Annotated in this window: 12 protein-coding genes; 9 read left to right on the forward strand and 3 right to left on the reverse strand. The window is 44.3% G+C overall.

What is annotated here, in order from left to right; genetic code table 11:
* Window positions 1–2: 2 nt before the first annotated feature.
* Together ACFSJE_RS13895 and ACFSJE_RS13900 are read right to left on the reverse strand one after the other, a co-directional pair.
* Complete coding sequence (locus ACFSJE_RS13895; RefSeq protein WP_119647248.1) at window positions 3–479, reverse strand: hypothetical protein; 477 nt, start codon at window positions 477–479, stop codon at window positions 3–5.
* A 357-nt stretch (window positions 480–836) separates the two neighbouring features.
* Window positions 837–1259 (reverse strand): Lrp/AsnC family transcriptional regulator, encoded by a 423-nt coding sequence (locus tag ACFSJE_RS13900; RefSeq protein WP_072882442.1) that lies wholly within the window; start codon window positions 1257–1259, stop codon window positions 837–839.
* A 120-nt stretch (window positions 1260–1379) separates the two neighbouring features.
* Here ACFSJE_RS13900 and ACFSJE_RS13905 point away from each other — a divergent pair, with 120 nt between their 5' ends.
* The gene (locus tag ACFSJE_RS13905; RefSeq protein WP_119647247.1) at window positions 1380–2096 is read left to right on the forward strand and encodes a sulfite exporter TauE/SafE family protein; all 717 of its coding nucleotides are present in this window, start codon (window positions 1380–1382) and stop codon (window positions 2094–2096) included.
* Between the two features lie 138 nt (window positions 2097–2234).
* On the opposite strand, the gene ACFSJE_RS13910 is transcribed toward ACFSJE_RS13905, so the two are convergent.
* Entirely contained in the window at window positions 2235–2822 is a 588-nt protein-coding gene (locus tag ACFSJE_RS13910) for an RNA polymerase sigma factor (RefSeq protein ID WP_119647246.1), read from the reverse strand.
* A gap of 115 nt (window positions 2823–2937) precedes the next feature.
* Between ACFSJE_RS13910 and ACFSJE_RS13915 the strand changes: the two genes are divergently transcribed.
* The 8 genes from ACFSJE_RS13915 (at window position 2938) to ACFSJE_RS13950 (ending at window position 17592) form a co-directional block, all read left to right on the forward strand.
* The gene (locus tag ACFSJE_RS13915) at window positions 2938–4089 is read left to right on the forward strand and encodes a FecR family protein (protein ID WP_119647245.1); all 1152 of its coding nucleotides are present in this window, start codon (window positions 2938–2940) and stop codon (window positions 4087–4089) included.
* Window positions 4090–4194: 105 nt separating this feature from the next.
* The gene (locus tag ACFSJE_RS13920; RefSeq protein ID WP_119647244.1) at window positions 4195–7698 is read left to right on the forward strand and encodes a SusC/RagA family TonB-linked outer membrane protein; all 3504 of its coding nucleotides are present in this window, start codon (window positions 4195–4197) and stop codon (window positions 7696–7698) included.
* Window positions 7699–7710: 12 nt separating this feature from the next.
* Entirely contained in the window at window positions 7711–9108 is a 1398-nt protein-coding gene (locus ACFSJE_RS13925) for a SusD/RagB family nutrient-binding outer membrane lipoprotein (RefSeq protein ID WP_119647243.1), read from the forward strand.
* A 65-nt stretch (window positions 9109–9173) separates the two neighbouring features.
* Window positions 9174–10091, forward strand: coding sequence for an N-formylglutamate amidohydrolase (locus tag ACFSJE_RS13930; protein ID WP_127137025.1), 918 nt, complete (start codon window positions 9174–9176; stop codon window positions 10089–10091).
* A 266-nt stretch (window positions 10092–10357) separates the two neighbouring features.
* Window positions 10358–11833 carry an aminotransferase class V-fold PLP-dependent enzyme gene (locus ACFSJE_RS13935; protein ID WP_119647241.1) on the forward strand — a complete coding sequence of 492 codons (1476 nt, stop codon included), beginning with the start codon at window positions 10358–10360 and terminating at the stop codon, window positions 11831–11833.
* 28 nt (window positions 11834–11861) lie between these two features.
* A complete protein-coding gene (locus ACFSJE_RS13940; RefSeq protein ID WP_119647240.1) occupies window positions 11862–14882 on the forward strand; it encodes an amidohydrolase family protein in 3021 nt (1006 codons plus the stop codon).
* 12 nt (window positions 14883–14894) lie between these two features.
* On the forward strand, window positions 14895–16217 hold the full coding sequence (locus ACFSJE_RS13945) for an amidohydrolase family protein (protein WP_119647239.1): 1323 nt from the start codon (window positions 14895–14897) through the stop codon (window positions 16215–16217).
* 4 nt (window positions 16218–16221) lie between these two features.
* Entirely contained in the window at window positions 16222–17592 is a 1371-nt protein-coding gene (locus ACFSJE_RS13950; RefSeq protein WP_119647238.1) for an alanine/glycine:cation symporter family protein, read from the forward strand.

Consider the following 17592-nt stretch of genomic DNA (forward strand, 5'->3'; position numbering starts at 1 on the left):
AATCAACACCGTTTGTAAGTATATGTGATAACGACATCCTGATCATCCAAAAAATCATCCTGTTCCAGTACAAGACGGTTCTTGGTAAACTCTATGATTCGCATATCATTTCTGTTCTCGAAGCGTAGAATTTCGTTATTGATCAACTCATATTTGTCCGATTCCACCGTACTATATGGGTCAACTTCACCACAGAAAAGACCATTTTCATTAATTCTAAACTCGTTTTTTTCTCCAATTGCCCCTTCTGTAAAAAAGATTAAGTTGTCTTTAAGACATTGACGAATTTCGTTTGTGTTATATAGGTCAATGTTTACGGTCCCGTCACCATTGATATCAACGGCAGTATCGGAATCAATAGCCTCATATTCCCATTGGCCAAAAAGTGCCTCCTTCCTGTCATTAATTGAAACGTCATCATCTTTGCTACAAGAAGATATTACCAATATCACTCCAACTGTAATTGTGTATTTTCTCATGAGGCCAGATTTGGGATATAAACAAAGATATAAAAATAAGCCCTTCTAACTTTATCTTTTAAGAGGCATTGACGAATTCATAAAATGATTTCAGTTTATGTTGACTGTTTTTGGGAACTTCTTTCAACATAACCTATCACAATATAAAGAATTGTTTATCCTATGTATCTTTTTATATTGAGGACAGATCTCTTGCAGAGTTTATAACCAGACAAGCTCCAGAATATTATGCTTAGAACATTTTCTCAGGGTGGATTATATTTTATGTCTTAATGCAAAAAATTAAAATCAAAAAATCATTATATTATATTACATTTAAAATCGAATTATGCGGTTCGCAAATAAGTAAACAATGAATCACAAGTTCTTTTCAATATCGGATAGAATCAAAAGGGTTGTTGGACTTCCATAATTGATGAGCCTGTCCACAAAGTCCTGCAAATGTTTTTGGTCCCGCAGAATTGCTCTAATATGGATATTATACGGGCCGGTAATCCTATACGCCTCCTCCACTTCAACAAAGTCATGGATTTCCTCCAAAAAATACTTTAGTTTTCCATCGAAAATCTTTAGAAGGATAAAGACCTCCATCCCATATCCCAACAAGGCATAATTGACCTTGAGACTGTACGATTCGATTATGCCTAAATCTTCCAGCTTTTGAATCCTTTCCCTCACAGATGAAGGCGAAAGTGAAATGATTCTGCCGATTTCGGCAAATGAATACCTAGAATTCTTTCTCAGAAGACCAATTATTCGGTTATCTATTCCATCAACCATCTTTTCAACATATTTTTTGTCAAAATAACGCATATTCAATTAAATATACCTGTTTTCTCCAATTTTTCAATTTTTAAACCATTTTACAACCCACTAGCTTAGCCGTTCAATTTCTGGAACATGGATTTATTTTCACTTATTACTTTGACCATAGGTATTTTTGCAGGGTTTTATGTTCAAAGTGCCATGGGATTTGCAGGTTCTCTCATTGCACTTCCCATCTTATTATTGAAGTTTCAATTACCGGAGGCCATTGCCTACATTTCCCTATTCTATGTATTTTCAAGTATTTTCCTAATTTACAGGGAATGGGTTTTCATTGATAAAAAAACAATCCTTGACCTTTCCATAACATCAATTGTAGGGGTTGTTTTAGGGGTTTTGGTCCTCTCATATTCCAAGCCATTCTTTTTAAAAAAAATGCTTGGTGCCTTTATACTCGCATACGTGTTGTATTCCCTTCTAGGTAAGCGAGAATCGAATCTGGGGAATACCAGTATTTTAGGTCTTGGTATTTTGGCAGGTTTTTTCTCTGGGATATTCTCCACTGGGGGACCATTGTATATCATCTGCGTGGAGAATAGGATCAAGGAAATCAATACCATAAGGGCCACGATGATTGGCATTTTAGGACTTGTTACCCTTACCAGAATACCAACCTTGGCCTTAAATGGCATTTTAAATTTTGAGCAATGTAAATACGCCGCGATTATTTTTCCCATTTTCCTTTCCGCCCAGTTTTTGGGAAGAAAAACGTTCAAAAAATCAGGAAAGGCCCATTATAAAAAGAGCATCCTGTTTTTGCTAATGGTTTCAGGACTTTCATTATTATTCTAGTATAAAGAACAAAATTCATGTCCTGTAAAAAAATGATGGAAGAAATCCATTAACAACTAACGGTAGGATTGGCAAAAATTTGAATCAACTATAACCCTATCGGGGTCTATGAAGGATTGAACCTAGAACGATTCGTCATCACTTTGATCTGAAACCGATTACAGTGAACAAAATTTGAAATTTCTCATACAACTTTTCCTTGAGGATTTTATATGCATTGGAAAGATGGCCTTCCACGGTTTTGATGGAAATGTTGAGATAATCTGAAATTTCCGCATTGGTCAAACCTTCCTTTTTGCTCAAGACCAATACTTGTTGACATTTCTTGGGCAACAAGTCAATCTCCCTATCCATCAATTCAATCTTTCTGGATAGGTTTTCTTGGTGATCCTGTTGTGAAAGGGTTTCCATGGTCTCCGAATAGGTCCTCTCGAAAAAATAGGTTTCCTTTCTGTACTTTTTTACATGATCCAGGAATTTATTCTTCAATGAAAGATAAAGCCACCCCCTAAGAACCGTTTTTGCATTCAAAGTTTCCCTTTTTTGCCATAGTCCAAAAAAAGCTTCTTGGACCAAATCCTTGGCCAACAATTCGTCCCTACATAAACTTTTGGCATAAAAAAAGAGTTCGTTGTAATAAAGCTCAACAACCTTCTCGAATTCCTTTCGACTGCCCTTTTGGATTGCGATTAAATCAATATTTTCCCCGATATCATTGGAATCCATTGCACCTATCTTCTAAGTCCGATCAATATTATCAATATTTTTTGATTAAAACCAAGGGTTTGTCAATTTCAGATCGTTTAACAAATAACATTTTGGTAATCCGCATTTAACGATAATGAAAAATAAACATATCAAAAAAATTATTTTCAATTTCTTTGAAAACCCTTCAAACCCGGATGAAATTGAGCAATTGGCCCAATGGGTCAAGGACAATCCTTCTTCCTTTAAGGAATCGGCCGAGCTTCACTATTTGATAACACGGTCCCTAGGTCAGGAAAATGCCGAACAGTACAAAAAGGAATTACTGTCAAAATTTGACCTTTTAGTCAGGTCCAAAAGAAAAAGAAGACAGGCTTGGTTGCGGTATGCTGCAATTTTTATCGGGCTTATCGGAATATCAACATTGCTTTTGTTAAGAAACAATAGCCCAAAGACCGTTGGCCAACAGGAAGTCACCATTGTCCTGGACAATGGTACGACCAAGGAACTATCGAACAAGGATGCCTCAATTGTCACGCGTTCAAACAATATCATTGCTGAACAGGATGGATCTAAGATTGTATACAAAAAAGTTAGCATTGAGAACGATGATTTGGGCGAACCCTTGGTATACAATACCCTCAACGTACCCTATGGGAAGAAATTCGAGATTGTGCTTTCCGATGGAACCCAGGTCTATCTCAATTCCGGTTCTTCCTTGACCTATCCCACGGCATTTTATGCTTCGGGACCAAGGGATGTGGAATTGACAGGGGAAGCATATTTCACCGTAGAATCCGATTCCTTGCGCCCTTTCAGGGTCAAAACAAGGGAGTTGGACACTAAAGTTTTGGGCACTCAATTTAACCTATCCAGCTATCCCGATGACGAAACCGTTCAAGTGGTCTTGGTGGAAGGCAGTCTCTCGGTCAAAAGGAGCAATGGTTTCGAAGCATCACATCTCCTTTTAAAACCGAACCAAATGGCATTCTATTCCAATGGTCATAAAGAACTTCAACTGACCGATGTGGATGTCAGCAGGTACATTGCCTGGAAGGAAGGCATCCTGTATTTCAAAAACGAAGATTTCATCCACATTACCAAAAAATTGGAGAGGCACTACAATGTGGCCATCGAAATAAGGGGGGACCTTCTTAAAAGTGAACGGTACACGGGTCGCTTCAAAACGGAAACTATTGAAGAGGTCCTACAAGGATTCCAAAGAATCAAGGATTTTGCCTATAAGATAACCAACGATAAAATAATACTAACTCAGAAAAACAACTAACGCCTATGAACTAAACCTAAAAAAGAACCAGGAATTGCGGGAACAATCCCTGGTTTTCAAACAATTCAAAAACTGAATGACCAATTTTTAAACCATATCAAAAGTATGAAAAACACACTATGCAAAAGCTATTTTAGTGCTAAAATAGATTTGAAAATGAAAATTTCCGCCCTGTTTTTATTGGTTGCACTGTTCCAACTCAATGCCAATAATTCATATTCTCAAAAATTCGTTTCGATGAAAATGGAAAATGCATCCATAGCATCCGTTTTCGAAAAAATTGAGGAGAGTACCGATTACAATATCCTATACAAAAATTCCACATTGGATTTGAACAAAAGGATTTCGGTGGATGTGGAAAAAGTTAAAATCGATGTCCTGATGGACATTATCCTTGCCGAAAGCAATATTTCTTATGAAATCAGGAGAAAGTTGATCGTCCTTGTAGAAAAGGAAAATGAACCGGAAAAGATCAGCACCCAATCAGAAAAGGCATCGAAGCCAAATTTCATTAACATCACAGGAACCGTTACTGATGAGAACAACTCCCCCCTACCTGGGGTCAGTATTGTCATTAAGGGGACAATAAAGGGGGTCTCCTCCGATTTCGATGGAAACTATGCCATCGATGCCTCCCAAGGAGACATTTTGGTATACTCCTATATTGGTTACCAAACCAAGGAAATAACCGTAGGGAACAATCCCGTCGTCAATGTGACCATGGTCCCCAGTGTCAGTAATTTGGATGAAGTTATCGTAACGGCCATTGGTACCAAGCAACTAAAGGATGAATCAGGTTCCACAAGTTCCACTATCCAATCCGAGAACATTGCCAAATCTGGGGAAGCCGGGGTTATCAATGCATTGGCAGGTAAGGCATCAGGGGTACGGATCGGCAAATCCAATGGTGACCCAGGGGCTGGATCTTCCATACAGATCCGCGGTGCGAACACCATTCAAGGTGCCAGTCAGCCTTTGATCATTTTGGATGGTATTCCCGTGAGCAATGACAATATTGGAGGCGTCACCCTCAGCCAACAATCGCGATTGGACGACATCAATCCAAAGGATATCGCCTCAGTTCAGATTTTGAAAGGTGCATCAGCTGCTGCCCTTTGGGGTTCCCGTGCTGCAAATGGGGTTATTGTGATTACTACAAAAAGTGGTCAATTGGGTCAAAAGCCAACCATACAATATACTTTTTCACAATCCTATGATTATATCAATGTAAGAACTCCTCTTCAGAACTCCTTTGGACAAGGACGTAATGGAGTTTTTAGTACTTCTTTTGCAGAATCCTGGGGCGACAAAATCACAGACCGCTCAGGTGAGCCCGATGACTTGGATACATCCGGAGCATCTTTTTTGTCAAGCACAACCGGCAATCGATATTATCCCGTAATTTCAAAAAACTCAAGAGAAACATTTACTGATAGTAATTATGACAAGGTTTTTCGTATTGGAACCTTTTCACAACACAATGTATCCGTAAATGGCGGAGGGCAAAGAGCCTCTTACTTTTTTAGTTATGAGAATTTGGATCAAAAAGGAATCATCAAAAATTATGATTACAAAAGACAAAATGTTAGGTTGAACACCAAGTTCCAAATGACAGATTGGTTGAGTTGGAACAATAGAGTATCCTTTACCAACACTAGATCGAATCGTATTGAACAGGCCGGGGAAACAACCAACGGTATCCTTTTAGGGCTTTTAAGGACCGCACCTGATTTTGATATTACAGACTATATCGGAACCTACACGGCATCCAACGGAGACATCATCACAAATCGACAAAGGTCCTATAGACGCCAATTGGGAGAATCTGAAAATCCCATTTACAACAATCCCTTATGGACTTTAAACGAACAAAAAGCACCCAATGATGTCAACCGTTTCATCATCAATCCCGAGTTGACCATTGACCCTGTCAATTGGCTAAAAGTCATTTTAAGGGGCGGTCTGGATTATTATACGGATGCAAGAAGTCAATTTTATCCAATCGGTTCGGCTAGTGGCCTTCGAAGTAGCGGGTATTGGAGTCAGACGGATATTAACAGCAAGGAGTTCAATTTAGATGGAATTATAGTTGCTACACATGACTTTAGCAATGATTTAGGGGTATCCGCCACGTTCGGTGTTAACTTCAATGATCGGAAAAGAGTTATCAATACAAATACAATAAGTCCTTTTGCCGTTGATTCAAGGTTACCCACACCAGATCTCAATCCAGATCAAGCGGCCAGTTCTTGGAATCGTAATCTTCAGCATATTCGCTCAAACCGTGGTTATGGTATTTTGGGAATAAATCTTTATGGTCAATTGTTTTTCAATTTTTCAGGAGCCTTGGAAGCCTCTTCAACCATAAAAGGGAGTTTTTTCTATCCTTCAGTAGACCTTGCCTGGCAGTTCAGTGATCTGGTCGGTTCCTCTGATTTCCTGAGTTTTGGAAAGCTTAGGGCAGCTTGGGGAAAGGTAGGGATTCAACCGGCTCCCTATAAATTCGAGACTTTGGCCACAACAGGATTTTCAAACTTCGGAGGAAGTTTTATGGTCGATTCGGAAAAAGGAAATCCAAATCTGAAACCAGAGATTAAGACAGAGTGGGAAGTTGGTACCGATTTACGGTTCTTTAAAGACCGAGTGGGATTAGGGTTTACCTATTATAGAAATGAAACCAAGGACATCCTCTTTGCCGTCAAAGCCAATCCGAGTTCCGGTTTCAACTTTAACTATAAGAACGCCGCGGTCATCGAGAACAAAGGTCTTGAAGTCGATCTTACTGGCAAGTTGATCGAAACCGATGACCTCAAACTTTCGATCAACACCAATTACAACAACAACGAAAATATGGTTGTGGATATTGCTGGAGCCGAAACCGTGGATATTGGAGGAACATCAAAAGCCGTCAAGGGATATCCGATGAGTTCCTTTTTCTTGCCAGGAACCCTAAGAAATGAGGACAATAGTTTGGCTTTGGATGCCAACGGTTTTCCACAATTGGATACGGAAAGCCGCGTACTCGGAGATCCAAATCCCGATTGGAGGGGAGGCATCGGCATGCAACTAAACTTTAAAGGTCTTGACTTCAGCTTCTTGTTCGAACATTCCCAAGGTGGCGATTTCATTAATAGAACACGAGTGGTATTATATGGGTTTGGCGTACACAAGGATGTAGCCCAGGAGGTTACCCTAACAGAGGACCTTGTCAATGTCAATGGAGATGTAATCCTAGCCGGAACCACGGTAAGGGGGAACATTGCCGACTTTGGTGGTGGGGATGTTCTATTGGATGAATCTTGGTATCGCGGTATCGGAGGTGGCCTTGGTTTCAACAAGACCAATGACCTGTTCATCGAGGATGCCACGTGGACCAAGCTCCGTAACGTGACCCTTGGGTATACATTTTCAGGCCTTAAGTTGAGTAAAAAACTGGCATTGGATTCGTTCCGGATATCGGTGACGGGACGGGATTTGATTCTATGGACCGGTATCAAGGATGTGGACCCAGAGACCAATAACTATGGTGTCAGCAATGCCTTCGGAATGAATTACTTCAACAATCCCGGAACACGTTCGATTTTGTTTAACCTTCAAGCCAATTTCTAAAACCTAATAATCATGAAATCAACATATATACAAATTCTTTTGATTTTCACGGCTTTCGTTTTTTTTGGTTGTGAAAAAATGGTCGAAGATCTCAACGAAAATCCGAACCAATTAACTTTAACAGATATTGACGCAGGTCTTTTCCTAAACGGCGCGGAGCTTTCAAACATCGGCATCCAATTGGGGGCCTATAGTAGAATGGCGGGTTATTGGTCCGGACAACTGACCGGTTTTGAACAAGTGGAACTGGAAAGATATCAATACAATGTCGCCAACAATACCTTTGATTGGGATGGCTACCAAAATGTTTTGACGCCAGTGCGGCAAATACAGGACAGAGCTGTGGACAACCCCCTATTATTGGGTATCTCCAAGGTAGTAGAAGCTCATTTGGTGGGTACTTATGCTTCCTTGTTCGGCGATATCCCATATTCTCAGGCATTGGGTGATATAGAAAACCCTGAATTCGATGACCAACTCTATGTTTTTGAACAGTTACAGATACTGTTGGACAGTGCCATCGCCGATTTAGAGGGTGCTGCCGGTTTTGGCGTTCTGGAGGATTACATCTTCCAAGGAGACCGCGACAAATGGCTCGAATCCGCATGGACCCTTAAAGCTCGTTACTTTATGCATACCAAAGCATATGGCGAAGCTTATAGTGCAGCCTTGAACGGGATTTCCACTAGTGATAACAACATGATGTTCAATCCCCTTGACGTTACGGGGCAAAACGCCACCAAAAACAAATACTACATTGTTTTGGCCGGTAGCCCGAACACAGGGACCGGGGACAGTTATTTGATGCAGCTATTGGACGATACCAGTGGAATCTCCCGAAACAATGCCAAGACCGATGAAACGGCCAGGCGCCAGTACTATGTCATCGACCAATCGGATGCGGACGGAAATCTGGGTGTAGCACAGGAACTTGAACCACAGCCAATGATCACATTTCAGGAGAATATGCTCATATTGGCGGAAGCGGGTGCCCGTACCCAAAGTTTCGAAATTGGTTTGGGACATTTGAACGAGTTGCGTGCCTATCTGAATACCGGAAGTTTCCTAAATGCGAATTTTTCCGCCGAACCCTATTTATATGAAGCCTATGTGGCCGGGGATTTCAATTCCGGTGGCATGGAAAATATAGACGGGACAGACCCGAATACTGCCTTGCTCAGGGAAATCATCGAAGAACGATATGTTTCTGGCTTTACCACCTATATGCCATTCGATGATGCGCGCAGACTCCGAAAGAATGATTCGGACGTAGCGGTGCCTTTTCCTTTGAACGTACCGACCAGTACACAAAACGTGGAGCGTATGTTGTATCCCCAGGACGAGGTCTTGTCAAATCCTGCGGCCCCGGCAGATCCTGGTTTATATGAACCTACCAAAGTCAATCAATAATTGAAAAATTAAGTCACCGAAAAATGCATAGGGATCTATTTTTTCAAGGAAAGATTGGGAAAAACATGCTCATTTGCCTTCTAGTTGCCACTGCACTTCTTCAAGTGCAGTGCGCTGGTGGCAAAAGCACATCGGACGGTTCGGACAAAAAGGCTTTGTCCGAAGGACGGAAAATATTCGAGGACAGCTGGCTGGAAACCGTCAAGGGCAACATCCCTTTGGTTATCAGTGCCCCACATGGGGGCACCATATCTCCTGAGGAGATCAAGGACAGGGATTGTGGCGCGAAGGTAATGGACAACAATACGGTCGAGCTCGCACTGGAAATAGAGAATGCGTTCAAGGTCCATGGCAAAAAACCATACCTGGTCATTGCCCGATTGGCAAGGAGTAAGATCGATTTTAACCGGGACCTGGAGGAGGCCACCTGTGGAAACCCACAAATGGAGTATACCTGGAGACAATATCACAAGCATATCGAGGAGGCCTTGGATGCGGCCATCAAAAAATACGGATATGCGATGTACATCGACCTTCACGGCCAAAGCCATAAAGTAAAACGTTTGGAGTTGGGGTACCTACTTAGGACACCTGCCCTCAAGGAACTAAGGGAAGGGGAAAGTTCCGAGTCTGAAATTGGCGGAAACACTTCGGTACGGAACCTATTAAAGGGTAACCCACAATTGGGACTCAACCAACTCTTGACCGGGGAAAACGCTTTCGGAACCCTTATGGAACGAGCCGGTTTCCCTGCGGTTCCAAGCCAAGGCGACCCCTATCCCAAGGAGGGCGAGCCCTACTTCAACGGAGGATATAACACTAGAAGATATACCGCTTACGACCACCCCAAAGTTTTCGGGATGCAGATAGAGGCCAATTTCCAAGGGGTCCGTGACAGTGAGGAGAACCGGAAAAACTTTTCCAAAGCCTTTGCGGAATCCATCACTACTTATTTGGACTTTGTGGAATCCTATATGGACTGAAACAAAATTCAGTGCCCGGGATTTTTCCCTAGAGGCAATAACTGACCGATAAGCCGGGAAGAATCCAGTACAATAGGGTTTACAGAATATCGCATTCTGTGAAAATTAATTAATCAATAAAGCTGCCCTTATCTATCAATTCAAAACAAGTAAAAATAGAAACTTAGGCCTTATCGTATGGGGTCTTCAACACATTGCCATAAATATTTGAATTAGTAGTTTGTTGAGTTGGATTGGATAAAGGGTAGCTTTTCATAATAATAATCTTGAAAAAAGAAACATCATTGGAATCGTACTTCAATTCCTTTCGAAGAAATATTATCGGTATCGACGAAAATATCGAAACCCCTTTTGGGACCAAAAAGATCGTCTATGCGGATTGGATCGCGAGCGGTAGGTTATATGGCCCCATAGAGGATATCATGAAAAAAAAAATCGGTCCCTTTGTCGGGAACACCCATTCCGAGACCACTTTTACCGGGAAATTGATGACCAATCTTTACGAGGAGGCTAAACACCGGATCAAGGAACATGTCAATGCCTCCGAGGAAGATGTCATTATTACCACTGACACCGGTATGACCGGGGTGCTCTGCAAGTTTCAGCGTATTTTGGGGCTAAAGCTCCCAGAAAAGTTCAAGAATTCCCTCTCGATTCCAGAGACCGAAAGACCTGTCGTTTTTTTGACCCATATGGAACACCATTCCAATCAGACGACCTGGTTGGAGACCATGGCCGATGTCGTATTGTTACAGCCTACAGAAGACCTGTTCGTCGATACACGCCAATTGCGCAGGGAACTTCGTAAATATGGGGACCGAAAACTCAAGATCGGTTCCTTTACGGCCTGTTCCAATGTCACGGGGGTGGGAACCCCCTATTATGAGTTGGCTGAAATCATGCATGAACACGACGGGTACTGTTTTGTGGATTTTGCCGCATCAGCACCCTACGTCCAGATTGATATGCACCCGGAGAACAAGGCAAGGAAATTGGATGCCATTTTTTTCTCCCCACATAAGTTTTTAGGGGGGCCTGGCAGTTCAGGCGTTTTGGTTTTCGACAAGGCGCTTTACAAGAACCGGATTCCGGACAATCCAGGTGGTGGAACGGTAAAATGGACGAATCCTTGGGGGGGGCACAGTTTTTTTGAAAGTATTGAGGCCCGGGAAGATGGTGGAACGCCTGGATTCCTACAGACCATAAGGACAGCCCTATCGATCGCTCTGAAGGAAAAAATGGGCATAGAGCAGATCCGGCAACGGGAAAATGAACTTACCAGAAAATGTTTCGAGGAGTTGCCCAAGATCAAGGGCTTGCATGTATTCGCACCGGAAGTCAGGTACCGCTTAGGAGTCTTTTCCTTTTATGTGGAACATCTCCATTACAATCTGGTGGTCCGATTATTGAACGACCACTATGGAATCCAGGTCCGGGGCGGCTGTTCCTGTGCCGGCACCTATGGACACATACTATTGGAGGTCACCCAAGAACGATCACGGCACATTACCGACCAGATCGAGCACGGGAACCTTAAGGACAAACCTGGGTGGGTCCGTCTCTCACTCCATCCCACTATGACGGATGGGGAACTGGACCTTATACTGGATGCACTTCGCGAAATAGCGGAGCATGGTGCTGAAATGGCCAAAGCATATGATTACGATCCAATGAGCAATACCTTTTACCACAAGTCCGAATCCAACCAAAGACTGGACCTAGACCAATGGTTTGAAATCTAAAACCAAATAAATCATAAAATCACCAACAATGAAGATAAAAAAAACCTTTGGATACCTCTTTTTGTTAGGTATCATGCTATCCATGGGGAGTTCCTTCGCACAGGAGACCTTTCCCAAAAACGATGTCCTCGATGCGCGCCCGGACAGGGTGGCCCTCACCCATGCGACCATCGTCACAGCCCCAACGCAAGTTTTGGAGAATGCGATGTTGGTCATCCAAGACGGTAAGGTCGTTTCGGTACAAGCGGGGAACCAGGTACCCAACGGCTATCTGGAAATCGATCTCAGCGGACGTTATATCTATCCCTCTTTTATAGACATGTTTGGGGAATATGGGCAACCCGAGGTAAAACGTCCCCCATTCAGGAACCCTGTTCTCAGTAGGGAACAGATACAGTCCAATACCAAGGGACCCTACAATGCCAACGAGGCCATAAAATCGCAATACAACAGTTCCGAAAACTTTACCGTGGACAAAAAGCTTGCCTCCAAATGGAGGGCCCAAGGATTTGGTGCCGTAGCGTCCATCAGAAGGGATGGAATTGCACGGGGAACCGCTGCCCTAGTAGCCCTAGGCGAGGATACGGAAAACAATTTGGTCATCAATTCCAAGGTGGCCGACCATTACTCTTTTGACAAGGGCACCTCGACCCAGGACTATCCCATTTCCGCTATGGGGACCATTGCCCTTTTGCGTCAGACCTTTTACGATGCCAAGTGGTATGGGGCACAAACCGACAGCCCTTTTTCGGACCTGTCGTTGGATGCCATGCTGGTCAATGGGAACCTGCCCAAAATCATGGAGGCCGATGGTTGGTTGACCGCCTTAAGAGCCGATAAAATAGCGGATGAATTCGGGTTCGAGTTCATTATAAAGGGAGGCGGAGACGAATATCAACGGATTATGGAAGTGAAGGACATGAAAGCTCCGATGATCATTCCGATCGACTTTCCCAAGGCCTATGATGTGAGTGACCCCTACATCACCAAGAAAATCACCTTGGCCGATCTTAAGCATTGGGAACTGGCCCCTACAAACCCGGCATCTTTGGAAAAGAACAGCATACCCTTTGCCATCACCTCCTTTCCACCTGAAAATCTTCCTGACTTCTTGAAAAATCTGAGAAAATCAGTGGCGTATGGCCTGAGCAAAACGGCTGCACTCTCCTCTTTGACCACCGTTCCGGCCAAATGGTTGGGCGTTGACCAGGATATGGGCACTTTGGAAGCCGGTAAAATGGCCAACTTCATCGTTACGGACGGTGATCTTTTTGAACCGGGCACTCAAATTATGGACAACTGGATCGAAGGGAAACCCTATGTGGTAAACGAACCCATTTCCGAATCCATCCTTGGGGAATACGATTTATCCGTAGGTGGCTTAAAGGCCGTATTGTCCATTATCGGAAAAGGCCCTAAGTACCAAGCCGAATTGACATTGACCGATGGATCAAAGGAAAAGGTGGAATTTAAAATGGACGGGGATCTTCCTGTCCTTAAATTCACGGTCAAGGGAAGCCAATACAATCTGAAAGGTTGGACCAAACAAGAAAAGGGAATGACCGTGCTTAACGGTACTGGCACCCTGAACTTTGGGGAGGACCAACCTTGGACCGCCCGGATGAAAGAAAAAGGAAGGGGCACCTTGGGAGCTCAAAAGATACAGGATAAGGGTCCTGTCGACTTGGGTGAGGTATTCTATCCATTCTTGGCCTTTGGCAGTCCGGAAAAGATTGCATCCCGATCCATTTTAATCACCGATGTCACCGTTTGGACGAACGAAGATGAAGGAATCCTCATGGACACGGACGTGCTTCTTGAAAATGGCAAGATTGCCAAGATCGGGACCGATCTCAGTGCCAAGGATGCCTTGGTATTGGACGGTACGGGCAAGCACCTGACCCCTGGAATCATTGATGAGCATTCCCATATTGCCTTGGGCGGTATCAATGAAATGGCACCAAATTCGGGAATGGTCCGGATGCAGGACGTGATCGACCCCGATGACCCGGGCATTTATAGGGCTTTGGCCGGGGGCGTCGTTGCGGCGCAGCTCCTACATGGATCTTCGGATCCCATTGGGGGCCAGTCCGCCCTAGTAAAATTCAAATGGGGGGAGGATGCCAAGGGATTGTTGATCCAGGGCGCTGACCCCTTCATAAAATTTGCCCTTGGAGAGAACGTGAAACGTTCAAAAAACAACGTATCCATACGATTTCCAAGGTCCTTGATGGGCGTGGAACAATTTTATACCAATGCCTTCACTGAGGCCTTGGATTACAAAAAGGAATGGGATGCCTATAGAAGCTTGGGCACAAAGGAAAAAAGGACCGCAGTGGAACCCCGTAAAAACATTCTTCATGAGACCATGTTGGAAATCTTGGAGAAAAAACGGTTCATTACGGCCCACTCCTACCAGGATAAGGAAATGTTGATGTTGATGGAGGTCGCGGAGCGGTTTGGTTTTGCCCTGAACACGTTCACCCATGCATTGGAGGGCTATCGGATCGCGGACCGAATGAAGGAACACGGGGTCGGGGGCAGCACATTTTCCGATCGTTGGAACTATAAATGGGAGGCTAGGAACGGGACCCCGTACAATGCCCCCATCATGGACCGTGAAGGTGTGGTCACTGCATTGAACTCCGATAGCGGTGAAACAATGCGACACTTGAACCATGAGGCAGCAAAGATGGTCAGATATGGGGGGCTCACACCAGAGGAAGCCCTTAAAATGGTCACCTTGAACCCGGCAAGGCTCTTGCACCTGGACGATACCATGGGAAGTATCAAAGTCGGTAAATCCGCGGATGTTGTCCTTTGGACAGGAGATCCACTGTCGCTTTATTCCAAACCTGAAAAGACCATCATTGAAGGGGCCATTTATTTTGATCTGGCCAAGGATGCGCAGTTGCGCAGGGAGAATTCAAAAGAGCGTGCCAGACTCCTCAAAAAAATGGAAGGGTTGGAAGGCACCGAGAACGTATCAACCAGAATATCCTTGGAACGGTTGGAATTCCATTGTGAGTCCTTGGAGATGCAGTACTAAATAATCAAGAACATGAAAAACAAGACATTGTATACGATATTGACCATGATACTGATCCTTTCGAGCCTTTTGGAAGGATTGGATGCCCAGATTCTTCCGATGGTTGCCAAGGAGCAGGAAACTCCCATCCTTTTGGTTGGGGGGACCGTCCATACCGGAGATGGCCGGGTACTGGAGGACACCGCGGTCGGATTTGACAAGGGGACCATTACCTTCTTGGGCAAAGCCTCTGATCTGGACGCCAATGGGATCGATTATAAGATCATAGACATAACCGGACAACAGGTATATCCGGGTTTTATCCTTTTGAATTCCATTATCGGTATCAACGAAATCAGTGGCGTTCCGCATACCAATGATACCTTGGAGGAAGGGGATTATCTTCCCAACCTACAAACAGTCTACGCCTTTGATATGACATCAACTTTTCTTCCACCTTTGCGGTTCAATGGGGTTCTTTACATTGAATCGATTCGATCAAGAGGTGTCATTCCAGGCACCTCATCGGTAATGTCCTTGGATGGCTGGAACTGGGAGGAAGCCGTATTCAAAAGGGCTGCGGCCATACACCTCGATTGGCCCTCTGCCCTATCGAGTTATTATGATGCCGAGACGAACAGCAGGATGCTCCGCCCCAATACTTCTTACGAAAAGATTACCGGTGAACTGGAAAAATTGTTCTCCGATGCCAAGCAATACGAACAAATGCCCACTGCCCAAACCAATTTGAAGTTGGAGGCCTTAACGAATCTGTTCCAAAAAGAAAGGGTACTTGTCATCCATGCGAATGAACCCAAGGAAATCATACAGAGCATCACCTTTGCCAAGTCCTTTGGCATTGACCAAATCTCCTTGGTGGCCTCTGAGGGTTCCCTGGAAGTTGTCGATTTTCTCAAGGAAAACCAAGTTCCGGTGATTGTACCGCCTACCTACAACCTCCCCAGAAACGATGATATGGACTATGATGCCTTTTATGGTTTGCCAACAAAATTGCAACGGATGGGCATCGAGGTATCCATGTACCATGTGGGATCGTTGTCCAACTCCATCAATCTGCCCTTTTATGCGGGAACATCGGTGGCATTTGGGATGAAAAAGGAGGAAGCCCTGAAAACCATTACTTTGCATCCCGCAAAAATTCTGGGAATTGACGATAAGCTGGGGTCCATTGCCATGGGCAAGACAGCCAGTCTATTTGTGTCCAAGGGGGATGCACTCGATATACAGACCAATGCGTTGACCTTGGCATTTATTGGCGGCAAGCAGATCGATTTGGAAGGACCACAACAATTGGACTACAAACGCTATTCCTCCAAATTAGGCCAGAACGAATAGATAGATGGGAAAAATTGAAGCAACGATAACCGGAATCAGTGACTGGATTTGGGGATTTCCCCTATTATTGCTGTTGGTGGGTGGCGGAATATATCTTTTGGTGTATTCCAGGTTATTGCCGTTCAAGCATTTCTGGCATGCCCTTCAGGTCATCAGGGGAAAGTACGAGACGGCCTCGAATGTTGGACAGATCAGTGCTTTCAAGGCATTGACCACAGCCTTGTCCTCCACCTTGGGCATGGGCAATATTTCAGGGGTGGCCCTTGCCATTACGATGGGTGGGCCTGGTGCCCTTTTCTGGATGTGGATCAGTGCCTTGATCGGGATGGCGACCAAATATTATACCTGTTCCCTTTCCGTCATGTACAGGGGTACCGATGATTCGGGGGAATCTCAAGGGGGGCCCATGTATGTCATCGTCAATGGTCTAGGCAAACCATGGAAACCCCTGGCCATTTTCTTTTCAATGGCAGGGATCTTTGGCTCACTTCCCATTTTTACGGCAAACCAGTTGACCCAGGTCGTCGTGGAAGTGATGCCCCTCTCGTTTATGGGACCATCCAAGGACCTGACCCTTTCAATGGTGGCGATCGTAATCTGCTTTTTGGTGGGTCTGGTCATATTTGGGGGAATCAGGCGCATAGCAAACCTGGCCAGTCGACTGGTCCCTTTTATGGTCACTTTGTATTTTTTATCTGTTAGCTATATTTTGGTGGTCAACCATGGTAGGATCATTCCGGTCCTAATGGACGTATTTAGGGATGCCATGACCGGCGATGCGGTGTTGGGGGGAAGTCTGGGTGCCATCATCATTATGGGGGTACGAAGGGCCGCCTTTTCGAATGAGGCAGGTATCGGCACCGCTCCCTTGGCACATGGTGCCTCAAAGAACACCGAACCGATCAAGGAAGGACTGGTAGCGATGTTGGGGCCCTTTATCGACACCATAGTGGTATGTACCTTGACCGCCATTGCCATCTTGGTCACGGGAAGTTGGCAGCGTTCGGACCTCAGTGGTGTGTCCATTACTTTGGAAGCTTTCGTTTCTGCCATGCCTGTAATAGGTGCCCCGTTGTTGATCTTTATCGTGGCCATATTCGCATTGACCTCTTTGTTCACCTATTCCTATTATGGATCGAAATGTGTGGTATTCCTGTTTGGAGCCAAATATCGGAACATCTATAACTACCTGTATATCGCGGGCATATTCCTTGGCTCGGTTTCCTCCTTGGCCGGTGTCGTGGGCATCATCGATATCAGCTTTGCCCTAATGTCCATCCCCACCATGGTTTCGGCGATTTTATTGGCACCGCGCATCAATGCGGCCAACGCATCCTATTTCAAGAAAATTGAACTGCAAAAACAACTAGCTTAA

This window comes from Flagellimonas iocasae (assembly GCF_042682725.1).
In the GTDB taxonomy this organism is placed as follows: domain Bacteria; phylum Bacteroidota; class Bacteroidia; order Flavobacteriales; family Flavobacteriaceae; genus Flagellimonas; species Flagellimonas iocasae.